The following is a 16,999-nucleotide window of genomic DNA, read 5'->3' on the forward strand; positions in this document are numbered from 1 at the left end:
TATAATTTGAAACCCTCCCAAAAGGAGAGCGAACACATCTTTCTGGCGCGAGTGTTCCGCAGGATCACTCGTGTCTACCAGTTTCAAGCCGATTGCATCGGCGCATAGTTAAAAACATCAATTGTAAATTTCTTGTCTTATAATTTGAAACCCTCCCAAAAGGAGAACGAATACAATATATCTTTGGCCAAATTAGACTCTTATGTAGTTTATTTTCAAATCGCTTTTTAAGTACCGGTGCCAGGATGAACTATAGTATTAAATAAAAATCATCTTATGTGCCCCGATGCAATTGGGGGATAATTAACAGACACGAGTGATTCTGCGGGACACTCGCGCAAGGCAGTTGTATCGGCATATAGTTCAATTTAATTTTGCAAATCTGCCTGTAACAAAGCTCCGCCACCTCGGCCACAGATACAGGGCAAGGATTATTGAATAAAAAACGCAAAAAAAATACAATCACCCAATTAAAAAAGTTTGTAATTAATGGAGCCACAAAACTTGCCGGCTGTGGAAAACCAGTAAATGTTATATTTGTTCACTCATATATTTTTATAGCTATGGCACAACATACAACCCATCTCGGAGAAAAAATTAAAGGTGTTCGGGAAATGCTCGGCATAAAACAGGATGCGCTTGCCATTGAACTGGGCGATGACTGGAATCAGAAAAAAGTGTCTATGTTAGAAGCAAAGGCAGAAATAGATCCGGCTTTATTGGAGAAAGTTGCGGCTGCATTAAAGGTGCCGAAAGAAATGATCGAGAACTATGATAGACAGAATGCAATTAATTTTTTTTCAAGTACATATACATTCAACGACAATTCCTCGCCGCAAGTAAATGAAATTGGCACTCAGTTTAACATTAATCCACTTGAAAAAATGTTAGAAATTTATAAAGAAAAGGAAGTGTTATTTGAGAGAATGTTGAAAGACAAAGATGAAATGATTGCGAAGCTGGAAAGCCTGATGAAGAAATCGTAAAATGGTTTAGGCTTACGGTAAACCGTAGCTGACGAAATCCCGGACCAAATGCCCGGGATTTTGTTTTTAGATAAGAATATTCTTGAACTGTCGAAACCAATTCCTGACTTTAGTTTGAAACTTCTTGCTTTTAGCTTAAGCATTCATGCGTTTAGCTAAAACGTCCAGGGATTGAGATAGAAATTTCAGACTTTTAGCTTCAATATCCAGGCTTTAACATGAAATTCCGGGCTTTTAGTTACGTGTTTCGAGCGTTGAAGAAGGATGATGAAGGTTGGAGTTAGGATAAACTCTTTACCTTTAAATTCCGTAAAGGTCTTTCCATCATTACTTTACTCAGCAACCGCCTTTGCTGGGAGCACGCTTATAAATTATTTTACCATCTTGCTCTACATAGTCGCCTCGTACTATTGGATATGAATACTTGGGCGCGTGCGATACAACATGGCTTCTTATAATTATTTTGTCGTTAACTTTCAGGCTATGCAATTGCCGGAATTCATTGTTAAAGTTAAAAAAACGCTTGTTTTCCGTCCCGAAACTAAGAATATAATCCTCACCATTAATCCTGGCCATCACTCCAAAACCTAATCGTGAGCCTGGCGGAAGAGAAAGAGAGGTTACAACAGCCTCCATGTTGGTAAAAGCACTTACCTGGTTACTTATTTTAGCGGCACTGGCAAGCACATTTTTACCTTCGGGAGACGCTTCCCATTTTTTGTACGCTATACCACCAGGGGTAGCCTCCCATTGTTTCATTGCGGCTTCCCTTTCAGCAGCAGAGAGCGGCTTTGGAGGTGATTTTTTAGCAATTTCATTTTTGGTTTCGCGATTAGCAAATACTAGTCCGCTTACCACAACCAGCGATAAGATCAGCGCATAAATAAGTTTTTTCATATTTTTTGTAGTTTTAATTAACATAGATCTATCTCCTGATAAATCGGATCCGTTTAAGGCATTTCTTTTATTTTTCGGATCCTTTTAAAGTTGATGCAACAAAAATACTTGGATAGTGTTGAGACGGAGGCACCTGGATTGTAAATAAATAGTGTAAACTTTGTAAATAATATCTTGACATTATGCTTCCTGGAAGAAATCTCTTGCCAGTCAAACGAAAACACCTGGGCGGATTATTATTACTCACGTTTATCTCGATAATCTGCGTGGCTTTCAGCATGACCGGCAATGATGACTTTGACTTTGCCAGAAGGGAAATTTTGCTTCGCCGGATCGGACATGAAATACTCCTTCAGTCGGGCGACAGTGTATCACGGGTACTACCGGTAAAAAAGATCGCCAAAAATGAATACCAGATCAGTTTTGAGCATGCATTTACTTTTCAGCCCGAATCCCTGGTGAATACTACGCAGCGTTTGTTAGCCAAAGACCCGCTCGCAGGTGATTATGTTGTTAACGTGGTTAACGCTGCCAATGCCAGTGTAGCCTATGGATATGCTATATCAAAAAATAAGAAAGATGATATTGTTGCCTGTATAGGAAGAAAGCAACCCATAGCGAGTTACTTGATTAACATTAAATTCAAACCAACAGGAATAATTACAGCAAAGAATGGATATCTCCTGGGCAGCCTGACAGTTTTAGCATTTGTTGGATTTATTTTTTTAAGATCTGTTAAGCCGCGGAAGGCCTTGCCTGACAGTCAGCCTACTGGTCTATTCGCTTTAGGGTCAATATCATTCGACGCGGAGATTGGTAAGCTCATGATAAATGGAAAGACCATAGATCTGACCAAAACTGAAACCCGGGTACTACGCATTTTCGCGTTGTCTCCTAACGAAGTTATAGAGCGAAGCCGGCTACAAAAAGAGATATGGGAAGATGAAGGTGTTATAGTAGGCCGCAGTCTGGATATGTTCATTTCAAAACTTAGAAAAAAACTGGAAATTGATCCGAACATCAGGATTGTTGTTATACGGGGCAAAGGATATAAGCTTGAAGTCAGCGCTTAAGAAAATCTTCCCGATTCGAACTGATGTTATTAGCGTTCAATTTGGCATTTGTAAAACGCTATAGTGAGCTGGTAAGAGACGGATCGTCTTTTAGAGTGGGGTACAACGGTGAGGGTTTGGCGAAGAACTGGTATTTGAAATTCATCCAGCCTAAACTGCTGCTAAGTTTGTAATCAAAAGTTCATTGTTCTTGATATCGCCAAATTTATAATGTCAGCTAATAACTACTGCACAATAATCAACAAAAGTTGAGATTGCACTTCGTCAGCCAGTTTTTTGCCAAACCGGTTTGTTGGCTGCACGTCCCTGTTATTATTGTATATCATTTCTATTTGCTCTGTCATACAAAACAGTCAAGTTAGTTGCAAAGGCTGGCGTTGAAATTTCAATTTCCCAAGACTTGTCAATAGATGGAAAAGCTTGTTTTAAATGTTCTAAGAATTGAAACCATCCAGAATGTTCTTCTGTTATTTCAAAATTTTGATTGTCGCCATACTCAACTACTAAACAAATACAATCTGTCGTAAAGTAATCTCTTTTGTAGCCAGTAAGTTTACTGATTTGTGTCCATTCAATTGTTTTATCTCCTTTTTTAGTTTTTACGGCAAAGCCATTATCAAAATATGTAAAAATTCCATTGTCATTATAGAGTTTATTAAAATCAGTTTTAGTTATGTCGGTAAAAGCTTGACTGTTTATGTCTGTGTCATTAACCCATTTGAACTTTGGATTAATAATCTTGATTAAAAACATAAGATTTATAACACCAAAGAATATAAGCCCTACCCAACCAAACCAAAAGTCATCTTTAATGCTCCAAATGCATACACTTGTCATAGCAAGTCCGACCGCTAAATATTTTAAAGACTTTGCTCTCGTCAATTTAAAAGTTTGAAATTTTTATCCGGGTTGCAGGCAACATTCACGGCTTGGCGAAGAACTGGTATTTGAATTCCCGTCAGCCCGAACAGAAGCAATATTTATAATTAAATGTTCATTGTTATTGATGCCGCAAATTTATAGAGTCCAGCCGGTAACCACAACTGAGTAGCGAGCCAAAAGCTAATACTGCGCTCCGTCGAGCCAGTTTTTTTGCCAAACCTGCTGTTGTGCGGTCGTTTTTTTACATGTCAAATGAAAAATAATATGCCTTTTGTGTTGGTCTGTCGTACCATAAATACCAATAAGTTTCATGTTCTCCTTTTTTGGAAAATGGTATTAGGCTTTCAATTTTAGAACTGTCCCACCAGGGAAAGTCATGCCACAAACCGCTACCGTTATTGTCGTCAACAATACCTGCTTTTAAATTAAGATTAGATACGATTTTGTTTATTGTCGTTGTGTCGCAGTTAAATGAAAATTGATAGTCGTGGTCAATTCCCATTTCATCAGCATAACAATAGATGTTTTTCACGTCCGGTGTCGGGTCGAACATGAAGAATTCCGAAAAACGTTTTTTATTAAACTTTGTGTCTGGATGATAAGAGTCGTAATGGGCAATTATTTTGTCATTTAAATCTGATTTCTTCTCTGCAACTTGATGTTTGACTTTGTCAGCAACGCTACGGCTTTCTTTTTTTACTCTATCACACGAAAGAAGTGTCAAAAGAAACGTGAATGTCAAAATATATGTCGGTTTGAAGTTAAACATGTTCAATTTTGCTGAAGGCGTGATATTAGCATCCTGTCAGCCAACAACTGAAGCCAAAATTGAAATACAAAAGTTAAAGATAAAATAATAGTTTAATAGCGTGATGTCAGCCTGATATTGGCAGATAGAATTACTGCTGCCCAAATTACTTCCGTCCACCCATGCTTTTAGCAATGCAATTATTGTGTGCAGTTTTAATTTGTGTCAACTTGAACTTTATATTTTCTGTTTTGCTTTTTTAATTCTATCATTGTTTTCTTGTCAAACTCTTCGTAACAGATAATTAATAATTTTAAGTTTGGTATTTTATCAATTACTGTCGGAAATTCTTTAAAGTCATTGTATTTAATGTTTAATACTTCAAGGTTTTTAAGCTCAGAAAATTCTGGTGGCAAAGATTTAATTTTTGTCCATTCAAGATTAAGCTCTTTCAAGTTTGATAACTGCGATAAATTTTCAAGGCTGTCACAAACATTTTTTCTGCTATAGTTCCAAAAATTTCCTAAGTTCAATTTTTCAAGTTTTGTCAATCTCCCAATTTCTTTTGGTATTGCCTTTATGTTGCCATTGGTAATTGATAAGTCTATAAGCTCGGGTAAATTTGTAACAGTGATTGGAAAACTGCTTAGTCTGTTATCGTCAAGCGCTATTTTTTTTAAGTTTTGAAGTTGATTGATTTCGTTTGGTATGTAACTGATTTTTGATAATTTCAAATCTAATGAATCAAGTTTTTTACATGCAAATATTTCAGTGGGAAATGAATCAAAATCATTGTAGCTAATATCTAAAATCTTCAAATTGGTAAGTTCAGAAAATTCTGCTGGCAATTTTTTTAAGTTCTGCAAATGCAAATCAAATTCTTCAAGATTTTTAAACTTTCCTATATCGGAAGGAAGTTCTTGCTTTCCTGTTGAGTTTCTCTGGTATTTCCATACACCTTGATACGATAAATCAAGTTTTCTTACTTTGAGTGGTTCTTTCAAAGCAAGTCTTAAATTGTCATAGTCGCCGTTGTAGTCAACATAATTTTCTATAAAATAGTTTGTATCATTCTTAAATAAAAAACTACCATTTAATAGTGTGTCAGTCTTTCCTTTATTGTCGGTATAATCAAGATATAAATTGAATTCTTGAGCACTATCAAGATTCTTTGTCTTCGTAATCGTCCCAGAAATTTTTCTCGAGTGGCTATAAAACCAAGGACTCCAGAAATAAGTTGAAATAAAAATTGATGTATCAGGAAGTTTATAAAGCTGATTTAAAAGTAGATTATTAAGTGAATTGATTTTTATGAATATGTATCGCTCATGTTCTTCATCAGCAACTCCAGAAATGTCATAACTCCGCCTGTATTTCAAGATTGTAAACTTTCCAGTGTCAATTTCATTATCACCAACTAAGTCGGCGTTTTTAATTATTGTCGTTGTTGTAGTATAGCCGTCCTTGCTTTGAGCATGCGCTCTAATACAAAAAGTCAAAACGAGAATAATTGGAAGTATGGGTCGCATAAAAAAATTGCACACAACGTTTAGGGCTTTGCGTTCGTGGCGGAAATAGCATTTCATCAGCCAAATTTATTACTAAAGTTTAATAGAATTTCAAATGATGAGTTTTGTTCGTCAGGCGACATGACGCAAAACCGATGTTGCCTGCTGGCGGTCGTCAACCTACCAACTTTCGAATTGTGTCCCTTTAAGAAAAAAGTCATAAGAGAATAGCAATTCATTGATTTCTTTCTTTTTTAAAAGGTATTTTTTCGTATCTATCGTGTTATTGTCACGAGACTTGATAAGTTCTTCTAATTCCTGCTTCTTAAGATGTCGTCTTTTGACATTCTCATAATCTTTCAAATCTTTCTTACGCTTTTCAATAATATCGTCACGGAAAAGGTTAGGGTTTTCTTGATTGGTTACTCTGTCGAGTGAATAGCCATAACGTTCTACGTATGAGATTGTCTGCCCAAATTGAAAAGAAGGGTCTTGGCGAATGAATTGTACAAAACCTTCCGAAGCAAATTGTATATCACCCTGGCGAGTAATTACTGTCCATTGATTTTTATTAGCTCTTATGATGTCCTCAATTTCAAAGCTGTTTTCAAATCCAATAGAGAACTCAAACCTTAAATTTCTTATATTTTTAAAAACCAATGTCGCCGGTGCAACCCAAAAAGTGAATGGCAATCCCTCCAGATCTGGTTGATTCCACTTAACGATATAGTCTATGTCCATCTCTAAATCGTCCGTCAAACGCATTTTATAGATTTGGTTGTCGTGCCAGCCCATTTTGTCAAAGTCAGAGTCTGTCCAAATTTTCTTTTCTAATTCGTACGTCATGTTTGAATTTGCTGGGTGTCGCTATGCGCTTGCCGGCAACGTTTAGGGCTTTGAGTTCCCGGCGGAAATAATATTCCCTCAGCCCAGGTTAGTAAAAAAGTTTATTAGAATTTCAAGTGATGAGTTTTGTTCGTCAGCCGTCATGACGCAAAAACGATGTTGCACACCGTATTGTCAAGCCGCACCTTGAATAAAATAATGTAGGGCATATGTTGCATTTATGCAATGGTTGCCCCAATGATTGTCAAAGCCCCATTTGAATGTCCAGACCGCACTTTCAATTTCGGCAGGAGTCCCTTTGTCGAACAGAAGCAAAGAATTTTTTAAGTCTTTGTAAATGTCGCCTAAATCGTCAAGTAAGTCTCCACAAACAGGCTCAATGCCGCTGTCCTTTGACGGTTCAAAAATGACCCAATAAAATCTATTGAAAAGTCGGTCAGCCAACCTGTTTAAAATATTGTCAAGTTGAGTTTTAGTCATTATTTCTTCGAAGTCTAAATTGTAATTCAGATCGACAAATTGAAGTTTTTGTCCTCCAAAGTATAGTGATTGCAAATGAGATTGTGTCAACCGAAGAAAAGCAACATTGTTGTCATTTTTTCCATTTTCAACAAAGTCACAGAAGTCTCTTACCGATTTTAAAAAATCAACGAAACTGTCTGCCTCAATTAATTTGTCTATTGTCAAGATCGTAGGTTGTGTCATTGTGTGGTGTGCAACGGTTAGGGCTTTGTGTAGGCGTGGAAATAGAATTCTGTCTGCCCGGCCTGCTGTTGATTAAAAATATTTAGTTGAAGATAGGTACTAAAGCCGATGCATATCCGTCAGCCCGCACAGAAGCCGAAACTACATGCAGTTGCTGATGATTGTTCCGTCTTGCCACGTTTGCACAAAACCCATGTTGCCTGCTGATCCTTAGCGTTTATTCAACTGCTGAATTCGTTTGAGTCTTTTTTCCTGATAATGCAAAATATCCCTATACAATTTAAAGCTTTTGTCAAAAATCAAATGCGTCAAACTACAAGCTATAACATTTTCCGTGTCTTCCTGAACTGCACAAATAATTCCAGATATGTCTCCGCTATTAAAAACACTTGTGATTGTCAATTTTGTTTTTAGTGTTATTGAATTACCTTTTTCCCTAAAAATTTGCACTAACTCTCTTATAGGATAAGCTGTGATTGGAAGCTCTGCTTTCATTTTTAAGGTCAACTCTGAATATAATTCCGTATAGTGCATAGCATACATTAAAATTCAAAAGTACGTTTCTCCATAGAGATTGCCTTTGTAATGCTTATTTTATTTTCAATATCGTTGAGTATTGTTAACAGGCTCGAAACACTTGGCTTCGATGTGTTAATAAACATTTCACCTAAACTACTCTTCAAATCCATTTTTCAAACTTGAATAAGCTTATTTGCTTTCTCCAAATAATCATTGTCATTTTTACAACGACTTGCTAATAAGCCAAATTGTAAAGTTAAACTGTGATGATAGCTCTCTGCTGTATAAAATATTGCTTTATCCGTTTCTGTCGATAGGTCGTCTGTATTCATGAAAATTTTAGCGATTCGCAATGGCCTTGCAGGCAACGTTTAGGGCTTTGTACAAGCGTGGAAATAGAATTCCTTCCGCCCAGCCCGCTGTGATTAAAAATATTTAATCGAAGATAAGTACAAATGCTGATGCGTATTCGTCTGCCCGAACTACAGCCGATGCAACTACAACTGCTGCTGATTATTCGGTCCTACCACGCTTGCGCAAAACTACCTGCGTGCTGTGCTTTGTAACAGCGTAAAAAGATACTAAAACAAAAAAATCAGTTCAGGACAATTACTATATGATAACCTGGTGAATTAATCCAAAACTCAATCCTGGCTTAACGGGGGACCAAGTAACGTCATTCCATATTTCTCAAAGACCTGGGCAACAAGGGCTCGGTCCGGGTGACCATTTCGTGTAAGTGGCCCAAGCTCTTCATAAAAGTGATGTCCGCCGCCGGGCGTATAGACCACAACGACCTCTCCCGGTTCATCGGTTAGATTTAGAAAAGCGTGAGGCACCTTTGACGGCAAGTAAGCAAACCCACCTTCGGTTAAGAAAAAAAATTCTTCTCCAATCCTGATCTTGAAATGGCCTTTCAGAACATGGATCGTTTCTTCCTGGAAGTGATGCACATGCAATGGTGGGCCGCTTTTTGGTGCCACCTGTACAATGAAATAATCAAATGCTCCGCCGGTGTCGTCTCCAGTGACTTTGAATATGAGATCCCGGCCAGGGCCCGAATTGAGTTTCAAGCCGTTCCCTTCTTCCAGTGCTATGTAATGTGTTTCCATTTTTTGAGTTAATTATGAAGTGACAAAAGGAATTAACTCTGTAAAGATGATTGGTATTGCTTGTTTATCAAATAACCCTGGTTAAAAAGCAGGTTAACCCTGGTTAAGAATTCATTTTTTTGATAACCGGCTTCTCAGGCGGCTTAAAGATTGAGGCTCAATATCCAGATAAGCAGCGATGTACTGTTGAGGAATCCTTTGAAAAATCTGTGGATGTTTTTTGATAAGATTTAAATACCGCTCTTCAGGAGTAAGCGATTTTACTTCCCTCAAATTATTCAATGTCGCAAAAATCATTTTTTGTTTCTTCTCCTGGAAGAAAAATCTTAGTGTAGGAATTTGCTCCTCCAATTTATCCAAATCGCATTTCGAAATACAAAGCAATTCACAATCCTCCATTGCCTGGATGTATTGCCTGGCGGGTTGTTGTGTATAGTAACTTTCAAAATCGGCGATCCACCAATCTTCAAACGAAAAAGACATAATATGCTCACGTTCTTTTTCATCAACTGTAAAAGTCCGGGTGCAACCTTTATTGATATATGCCTTCTGCTTGCTTATATTTCCTGCTTTGAGGTAAAAGCCTTTCCTTGGTATTAATTCAAGTTTCATGTGGGAAAGCAACAATTCAAACTCATCATCAGTGAATTTCAATGTCCCGATAAAAAGGTCAATAAACGTTTGCGAAATATCTGAACGATTTATTTCCATATCCTGTGAGTTAAAAGTCCCGGGGGCGATTTTAGCATTGCACACAACGGACGCGGCCTGGTGATGTGGTGGTATTTAAAATCGTCGGGCCGTACCGCTGCTAAATTTATAATTAAAAGTTCATTGTTATTGATGTCGCCGAATTTATAATGTCGTGCTGAAAACTGTTGCTGAATAGCCAAATAATAGTCGATGCTGCGTTCTGTCAGCCAGTTTTTTTGCCAAACCTCTTTGTTGTGTGCTGCCTTATTCCGTCTGCCAAAATATTTTGTCAATTTGGTTGTCGCTTACATTGTCAGCTTGTTGTAAAATCACTTCAAAATTTATATCGTTGAATTGTTCCCCACGACAGGGGTCGAATAGTTGTCTAATTGTGATATTATATATCCCATTGTCAAGTTGAATGAAAAGGTCTTTGTTATGATTTAATGGAATTTTTTCGTCTTCAAATTGAGCCACCATTGTCAAATCCTCGTAATTTATCAACCAAAGTTTTCCATTTGTAATATTAATAGATTTTGAAAATTCCTTGAACGATTGTTTGTCTGATTGTTTGTCAGTAAAACGCATTGTCCATTCCCCTTCTGAACCAGTCGCCCAAATGACTAAACTGTTATTGTTCATCTGGTCAACAAAGTGTTTTATCAATTGTTCGTACTCCCAATTTTCGTCAACAAAAGATTTGTATTTGTCGGCATTAACAATTGCTAAAAAGCCAGAGTCGTCAGTTACGGAGAGTGTCTTTGGGATAAGCATTTTTAAATGTCGCTAGGAGATTGCGTTAAGTGTCCAATTTGGTTGCACACAACGGCTCAGGCTTTGCGAAGAACTGGTATTTGAAATCTGTCCAACCCGAACCACTGCTATATTTATAATTTAAAGTTCATTGTTATTGATGTCGCCAAATTTATACAGTCCAGCCGATAACTGCTGCTGAATAGCCAAACAAAAGTTGATACTGCATTTCGTCAAGCCAGTTTTTTGCCAAACCCCTTTGTTGTGCGTTCGCTTAGTCAAACAGTTTTTGAATAAATGAATATGAATAATTTCTAAGCTTCGTTTTATTTAATTTAAGCCAAAAATGAAGTATCAAAGGAATAACTGCCCACCCCAACAGAACAATGATTATTGTATAAAAATTTGTGGAAATGAAAAAACTTGCAATTGTCCAAACTACAAGGAAAAACAAAAGAAAGAGAAAGTCATACTTGTCGTCGTTTTTAAAAGGTGTTGTCTCAAATACTAGTTTTGTCTTGTCATCTTCATTTATAGAAAGCAATCTTATATTGATTTGTCCAATACCTCTAAAAGGGTCAAAGAATGCTTGCTTTCTTGTTATTTTAAAAGTGTCATTTGTTAAGCTATATTTTTCTGCATGAAAAAGATTGTCAACAAAATTGTTTCTTTTTGATTTGTCAGCACAAGCCTGGAATGCCAAAAGTATTTTTCCCTTTGGTCTGTCAACATCCAAAGAAAAATTGTCGTTATATTTTTTAAGAAGCTGCATAAAAAGTGATGCACAACAGCCAGGGTTTTATGCAGGTTGGGAATTAGCATTCCGTCTGCCGATAGCCACTGCTGATTGAAAATATAATGATGAATTTAAGAACAAAAGTTGATAGTTATTCGTCTGACCGACCTGAAGCCGGGATTTACAATTAGCTGATGTTACAATGTCCAGCCCAACTTGCATAAAACACCATGTTGCAAGCAGTTTTTTCGTCCACTGTGACGAAAACTAAATTTACAAACTGAATTATGCTACACCGTTTACACCCAAGTCGTAGAACTTCTTTGTCGCCAAATTAATCTTGAAATTAAAATAACAATTTCCTCCGTCGGCAACAAGTAAAATATTAGTCTTCCAATTCTTATTGTCCCAAGTGTAGCAGAAGCAATTTACCCAAACTTCTTTTTCGCCTTTTTTATTTGTCACAGCAATTAGCTGTTTTCGGTAATTATTTTTATTTAGGTCAATGCTCCATTCTTTATGGTCTTTGTCTAACGAGTTATTGTAATTAGTCACACAAGCTATCAGTAAACTGTCAATGTCATAAATATCGTTCTGTGTCAAACTTGTTGGATTAAAAGTATTGTCAAAAGGATAGTTTCCTTTTTTGTCAAGTGCTATTATTGCAGTTTTTGAAGTGTCAATTTGAACAGTTATATTATTGGCTACATGGTTAATCTTTTTCGCTTGAGATTGTCCACAAGAACTTAAAGTAATTGTCAAACAAAACGCAATTGTCAAGATGTTTGTATAAGAACGTGGTGTCATTTTAAAATTGCTTGCAACGGTTAAGCATTTGTGTTTGTGGCGGAATTTGGAAAACGTCCCGCTGGGTACAAGTGCTGATTTTAGATATAATAGTTCATAGTTAATTCTACAGCTCAATTTATGACGTCCAGCCCGGAACTACAGATGATATAACGGCGAAGCTGAAGTGGAGTTATCTGTCCGCCGACATAACACAAATGCACCTGTTATAGGCAGGGCATTTGAGAGTTTTCGTACTATGTCGAGGTGAGTAAAGCCGTCAATTCGTTTTGAACTGACGGCTTTAAGTCTTAGTTACTGTTGTTCGTCCAGCCGAATAATGAGTAATTTGTTCATTGTAGTGACTGTCACCCGTTTCTCGGGAGCAAATCCTAACTTGTCAAGCCAAACGCCACTTAGTCTGATTACAGGAACAGTAGTTTGGCTACATTCGTTGAACCTGATGTCTGGTTGGATTTTTAAGCTTCTGACCTCTGGTCGTTTGCTTACTTTTTTCTTCTTGGGTGTTCGCATAACTTTTAGAAGATTTTAAAAAAGTAGCCCAGCAGTGCTGCGAACACCCAAGAAGACTTGAGAAGTACAGGACTTTCACCTGCTCTCTGCCAGGCATATTGTCAAATAAAAATGTTGTCATTGAATTGTCTTTTGAGGTGTTCGCGGGACAAATATAAGAATTTTCTTATGCAGCCAAATGTCCAATTGGATTTTACTTCAGTGGTTGTCACTATGTGAACAGTTCAATAGTTTAGAGTCAGTCACGTTGGTTTTATTTTTAGAAGACTGTTGGTTACGCATTGCCTATAACGTCGAGGGCTTTATGCAGTTTGGGATTAGCATTCCGTCTGCCGATGACTACTGCTGATTAAAAATACATTGTTGAAGTTATGTACAAAAGCTGATAGTTATTCGTCCGACCGAACTGAAGCTGGGATTGGCAAATGGCTGATGTTACAATGTCAAGCCCAACTTGCATAAAAACCAATGTTAGTGGCATGTGCCTCGTCATTTTTTAAGTGTTACAGGTGTTACTGTCGCAGCAGCTTCAACCCATTCTCCTTGTTTTCTGTCTTTCCACGGTTTGTCTTCGGGCATAAAGTCGCACAACTCAATATGAACTGGCGTCGGCTCTTGCCATGTTTGTCCAACGTGTCGAAGTTCAAGAACGACAATGTCTCCTGTAATTTTTTCGCCAGAAAACCTTCGGTCAAGTTTTACAACAGCCGCTGGTGATTCATTTTGTCCTTTAATGAATTGTATAACTGTCCCACTACGCTTTGAATCTGGCGGATTTTTTAAAAATAATGGGTCATAGTCATAACCCCCTGATAATTCTATTTTGTCACCGACTTGTAAGGGTTGTGTCAATTTAAAGTCCACTGTCTTTGTTTTTGAAATTAAAGTGTCCTTGTGCTTTTGTATTGGTTGTTGTCGAGTGTTACAGCTTACAAGAAGTGTCAAAGGCGAAATTATCAACGATGACATTGTAAGTTGGAAGTGTCTCATTTGCATTGCCACTAACACGTAAATTTCTGCTATTATACGCAATATCGGCTTTAAAAAATACATTAGTACTCAATAACTTATAATTATACTTTTTGTATTGTTATTGCGCCAATCATTTTTAGAATGTATTTTTTTTCTTCGGAAGGCGTCGCGACGGGTTATTATAAATTTCGCTTTGAAATAGACTTCCCAGGTATAATATCTAAGCCTCCATGATGTTTATCTTAAGGGCTAACGACATGAATTTTCAATGCTCCGCCATCTCACTCACAGGGTATGCAGGCAAGGATTGAATATTATTTCTAAAAATGGCAAAAAAAATGATCTGACCAAATTAAATTCTTTACACAAGCCGTGATAAAACCAAAAATTATTGGTCAATATAAATTTTCAAATATGGTATTGCCCACCCTAAACGCAAAGACCGCCTCTCGGCAGCTATTTGCTTATGTGGCATCACAACGAGGATAACTTGATCATCCGGATATCTCCCGGGTTTGTTTTTATTTGTATCCCTTGCTGGTCGACATGTCAGCGCAGTGGATGTTTACCTACAGATAAAACAGGATTTTAATCCCACCGCGCCAATTGTGTGCAGGGCTTTACGAAATAGGAAATGACAGTAAAATTTATGATAATAAATCCGTTCGATTGCGAGCGTTGCGAAGGCCTCTTGACATATGTTTATTTCAAGACTTAACTGAAAATGAAACTTTTTATCGTATAGCTATAAACCATCATGCCTAAGCATATAATACGTCTGAGCTTGCAATGCCTGGAAGCTTATTCTGGCTGTCAGTTTAACTGTTCTGGTACCTGGGACATAGAAGCTGACAAATCGCTCGTCAACGCAATATTTTAATTTATATACGTTACACGACACAGAAAAACGCTGGCGTACTAGCATTAGTAAGGGCGCTTCTTTATTTCGCATTTCGAAAGCACTTTTCCCGATTTTACAAATCATTTTCCTGTGAACAAGGATCTTTGCATCGCTAATCTTGGAGAATACAAATGCTTAGATCACTTTTCCGGTTTGCCCTTGCAGCCGTACCCCTTGTTGTTCACGCACAACAATCAAATGATAGTCTCAAATTTCATGTATTAAAGGAAGTTAACATTTCAACTATTAGAACAGTTCGTGGAACTGGTCACATGCCTGAGATGAAAGAATGTGTTATATATGCTGGTAAGAAAAATGAAGTTATTGTTGTAGACAGTCTGGATGCTAATAAGGCGGTTAATAATACCCGGCAGATATTGGGCCGTATTCCGGGATTAAATATTGTAGAAACAGAGAGCGCCGGTTTTACTGCAAATGGTATTGCTACGCGCGGATTAAATCCGTCTCAAAGTATTGAGATGAACACAAGACAGAACGGCTATAACATCAGTGGAGATATCTACGGATACAATGAAGCTTATTACCTGCCACCTATGGAGGCGGTAAGCCGCATTGAAATGGTTCGCGGTGCTTCTTCCCTTCAATTCGGTTCACAATTTGGCGGCCTGGTAAACTACGTCATTGAGGATGCTCCGCTAAACAAAAAAATTCAGTTTAAGACTTCACAAACAGGAGGTAGCTATGGCCTGTTTAATTCTTTTAACTCAGTTGGCGGAACTATTGGTAAATGGAATTATTATGGGTTTGTACAATACCGCACCATGCAGGGATGGCGTGCCAATAGTGAGCAGCAGCAGTTTTCCGGTTTCGGACGTATTCAGTATAATGCATCTTCAAAACTCAGTATAGGTGTTGAATATACCTTATTGCGTAACAGGGTAAGGATGCCGGGTGGTTTAACAGACAGCTTATTTAATGTTGATCCGCGGGCATCATACAGGTCGCGCAATTGGATAAAAAGCCCCTGGAATGTAGTTGCTGCTTACCTTAACTATAATATTTCGCCGGCTACATCTTTAAGTATAAAATCTGCCTACCTGGTCAGCAACCGCCAGTTGGTTTGGCGCAATGAAGATGGCGGCGCTGGAGCCATTGACACAATTGATGCTGCAACCGGGCAATATGCACCTCGTGAGGTTGAAAAAGAATTTATGAACAACAGTACCACGGAAGTGCGTATGTTACATCAGTATAGCCTTGGTAAAATGAACAATACACTTGCCGGAGGTTTGCGTTACAGTTATGCCTGGTTTAAAAGACGGGGCGGGGGAGAAGGCACAACCGGCAGCGATTTTGATTTGAGTACTACAGGCGATTTTGAATATGCGCTTGATTATTCTACGACCAACATTGCTCCTTTTATTGAAAATATTTTCAGGATCAACAGGCGCCTGACCATTACTCCGGGGTTCCGTTTTGAATATCTTAAAAGTTCGGTAAACGGGTATGTTACTGATAGCATGAAACTCTATTCCAATGATTACAGAACACGTACCTTCCCATTACTGGGGATTGGTACAGAATACAAAACCGGCCGCTTCACGAATGTGTATGCCAACATTAGCCAGGCATACCGGCCAATTGAATACGGACAGCTAACGCCAATCGGGGTAACGTCTAAAATAGATCCCAACATGAAAGATGCCTCAGGTTATAATGCCGATCTTGGTTTCAGAGGCACAATCAAAAACTATCTCAACTTTGATCTTGGCCTGTTTTATATGGCCTATAATAACCGGATCGGTACGGTTTTAATGACTGATGAAAATGGAAAACAATATACTTACCGCACCAATATAGCCAACAGTGTGCATAAAGGAATCGAAAGTTATATTGAGTTCAACATATTGAAGTTTCTCAATCCCGAATCTAAAAAAGGATTAAGCATTTTTAACTCGTTTGGTTATACTGATGCCCGTTATACTTCGGGTGAATATAAAGGCAACAGGGTGGAGGCTTCCGCAAAATATATCAATCGGGCAGGGCTTATTTATAACGACCGTAAGTTCTCAACAACATTCCAGATGAGCAATACCGGCGACGCTTATGGTGATGCTTCTAATGTGAAGCTTAGTGATGATCCGGTGGCTGGATATATTCCTGCTTATACCATCTTTGACTTAAGCGCTACATATAAACTAAACAAATTTGCCGTAAAAGCAGGCGTGAATAATATTGCAGACAAAGCCTACTTTACCCGCCGTACGGACGAATATCCAGGTCCGGGCATCCTTCCGGCAGTTGGCAGAAGCTTTTACCTGGGTATAAGCGCAAAATTATAAGGTTCGTTACCAGCATTGGCTCTATCTATAACGAGAACTTCTTCA

General features: G+C 37.9%; 17 protein-coding genes. 3 read left to right on the forward strand and 14 right to left on the reverse strand.

The window, feature by feature from the left end; translation table 11 throughout:
• Positions 1–563: 563 nt before the first annotated feature.
• Complete coding sequence (locus tag QTN47_RS25590; RefSeq protein WP_369332299.1) at positions 564–986, forward strand: helix-turn-helix domain-containing protein; 423 nt, start codon at positions 564–566, stop codon at positions 984–986.
• A 336-nt stretch (positions 987–1,322) separates the two neighbouring features.
• Here QTN47_RS25590 and QTN47_RS25595 read toward each other — a convergent pair whose 3' ends face one another.
• The gene (locus QTN47_RS25595; RefSeq protein ID WP_369332300.1) at positions 1,323–1,883 is read right to left on the reverse strand and encodes a hypothetical protein; all 561 of its coding nucleotides are present in this window, start codon (positions 1,881–1,883) and stop codon (positions 1,323–1,325) included.
• 182 nt (positions 1,884–2,065) lie between these two features.
• Between QTN47_RS25595 and QTN47_RS25600 the strand changes: the two genes are divergently transcribed.
• Positions 2,066–2,956, forward strand: coding sequence for a winged helix-turn-helix domain-containing protein (locus QTN47_RS25600; RefSeq protein WP_369332301.1), 891 nt, complete (start codon positions 2,066–2,068; stop codon positions 2,954–2,956).
• 312 nt (positions 2,957–3,268) lie between these two features.
• Here the strand turns inward: QTN47_RS25600 and QTN47_RS25605 are convergent, their stop codons facing one another.
• The 13 genes from QTN47_RS25605 to QTN47_RS25665 form a co-directional block, all read right to left on the reverse strand.
• A complete protein-coding gene (locus QTN47_RS25605) occupies positions 3,269–3,838 on the reverse strand; it encodes a hypothetical protein (RefSeq protein ID WP_369332302.1) in 570 nt (189 codons plus the stop codon).
• A gap of 241 nt (positions 3,839–4,079) precedes the next feature.
• Entirely contained in the window at positions 4,080–4,607 is a 528-nt protein-coding gene (locus tag QTN47_RS25610) for a hypothetical protein (RefSeq protein WP_369332303.1), read from the reverse strand.
• A gap of 194 nt (positions 4,608–4,801) precedes the next feature.
• Positions 4,802–6,172, reverse strand: coding sequence for a leucine-rich repeat domain-containing protein (locus tag QTN47_RS25615; RefSeq protein ID WP_369332304.1), 1,371 nt, complete (start codon positions 6,170–6,172; stop codon positions 4,802–4,804).
• 102 nt (positions 6,173–6,274) lie between these two features.
• Entirely contained in the window at positions 6,275–6,940 is a 666-nt protein-coding gene (locus QTN47_RS25620; protein ID WP_369332305.1) for a hypothetical protein, read from the reverse strand.
• A gap of 174 nt (positions 6,941–7,114) precedes the next feature.
• A complete protein-coding gene (locus QTN47_RS25625; protein ID WP_369332306.1) occupies positions 7,115–7,627 on the reverse strand; it encodes a DUF5063 domain-containing protein in 513 nt (170 codons plus the stop codon).
• Positions 7,628–7,855: 228 nt separating this feature from the next.
• Entirely contained in the window at positions 7,856–8,140 is a 285-nt protein-coding gene (locus tag QTN47_RS25630) for a hypothetical protein (protein ID WP_369332307.1), read from the reverse strand.
• A gap of 668 nt (positions 8,141–8,808) precedes the next feature.
• Positions 8,809–9,276: a cupin domain-containing protein gene (locus tag QTN47_RS25635; RefSeq protein WP_369332308.1), complete on the reverse strand. Its 468-nt coding sequence runs from the start codon at positions 9,274–9,276 to the stop codon at positions 8,809–8,811.
• A gap of 111 nt (positions 9,277–9,387) precedes the next feature.
• Positions 9,388–9,987 carry a Crp/Fnr family transcriptional regulator gene (locus QTN47_RS25640; RefSeq protein ID WP_369332309.1) on the reverse strand — a complete coding sequence of 200 codons (600 nt, stop codon included), beginning with the start codon at positions 9,985–9,987 and terminating at the stop codon, positions 9,388–9,390.
• A 246-nt stretch (positions 9,988–10,233) separates the two neighbouring features.
• A complete protein-coding gene (locus QTN47_RS25645; protein WP_369332310.1) occupies positions 10,234–10,743 on the reverse strand; it encodes a hypothetical protein in 510 nt (169 codons plus the stop codon).
• Positions 10,744–10,996: 253 nt separating this feature from the next.
• A complete protein-coding gene (locus QTN47_RS25650; RefSeq protein WP_369332311.1) occupies positions 10,997–11,494 on the reverse strand; it encodes a hypothetical protein in 498 nt (165 codons plus the stop codon).
• 249 nt (positions 11,495–11,743) lie between these two features.
• Complete coding sequence (locus QTN47_RS25655; protein WP_369332312.1) at positions 11,744–12,265, reverse strand: hypothetical protein; 522 nt, start codon at positions 12,263–12,265, stop codon at positions 11,744–11,746.
• A 294-nt stretch (positions 12,266–12,559) separates the two neighbouring features.
• Positions 12,560–12,778, reverse strand: a complete 219-nt coding sequence (locus QTN47_RS25660; RefSeq protein ID WP_369332313.1) for a SymE family type I addiction module toxin — start codon at positions 12,776–12,778, stop codon at positions 12,560–12,562.
• A gap of 489 nt (positions 12,779–13,267) precedes the next feature.
• Positions 13,268–13,642 (reverse strand): hypothetical protein, encoded by a 375-nt coding sequence (locus QTN47_RS25665; RefSeq protein WP_369332314.1) that lies wholly within the window; start codon positions 13,640–13,642, stop codon positions 13,268–13,270.
• A 1,140-nt stretch (positions 13,643–14,782) separates the two neighbouring features.
• Here QTN47_RS25665 and QTN47_RS25670 point away from each other — a divergent pair.
• The gene (locus QTN47_RS25670) at positions 14,783–16,954 is read left to right on the forward strand and encodes a TonB-dependent receptor family protein (protein WP_369332315.1); all 2,172 of its coding nucleotides are present in this window, start codon (positions 14,783–14,785) and stop codon (positions 16,952–16,954) included.
• Positions 16,955–16,999: the final 45 nt, after the last annotated feature.

The sequence above is a fragment of the Danxiaibacter flavus genome (assembly GCF_041060425.1).
Classification (GTDB): Bacteria; Bacteroidota; Bacteroidia; order Chitinophagales; family Chitinophagaceae; genus Danxiaibacter; species Danxiaibacter flavus.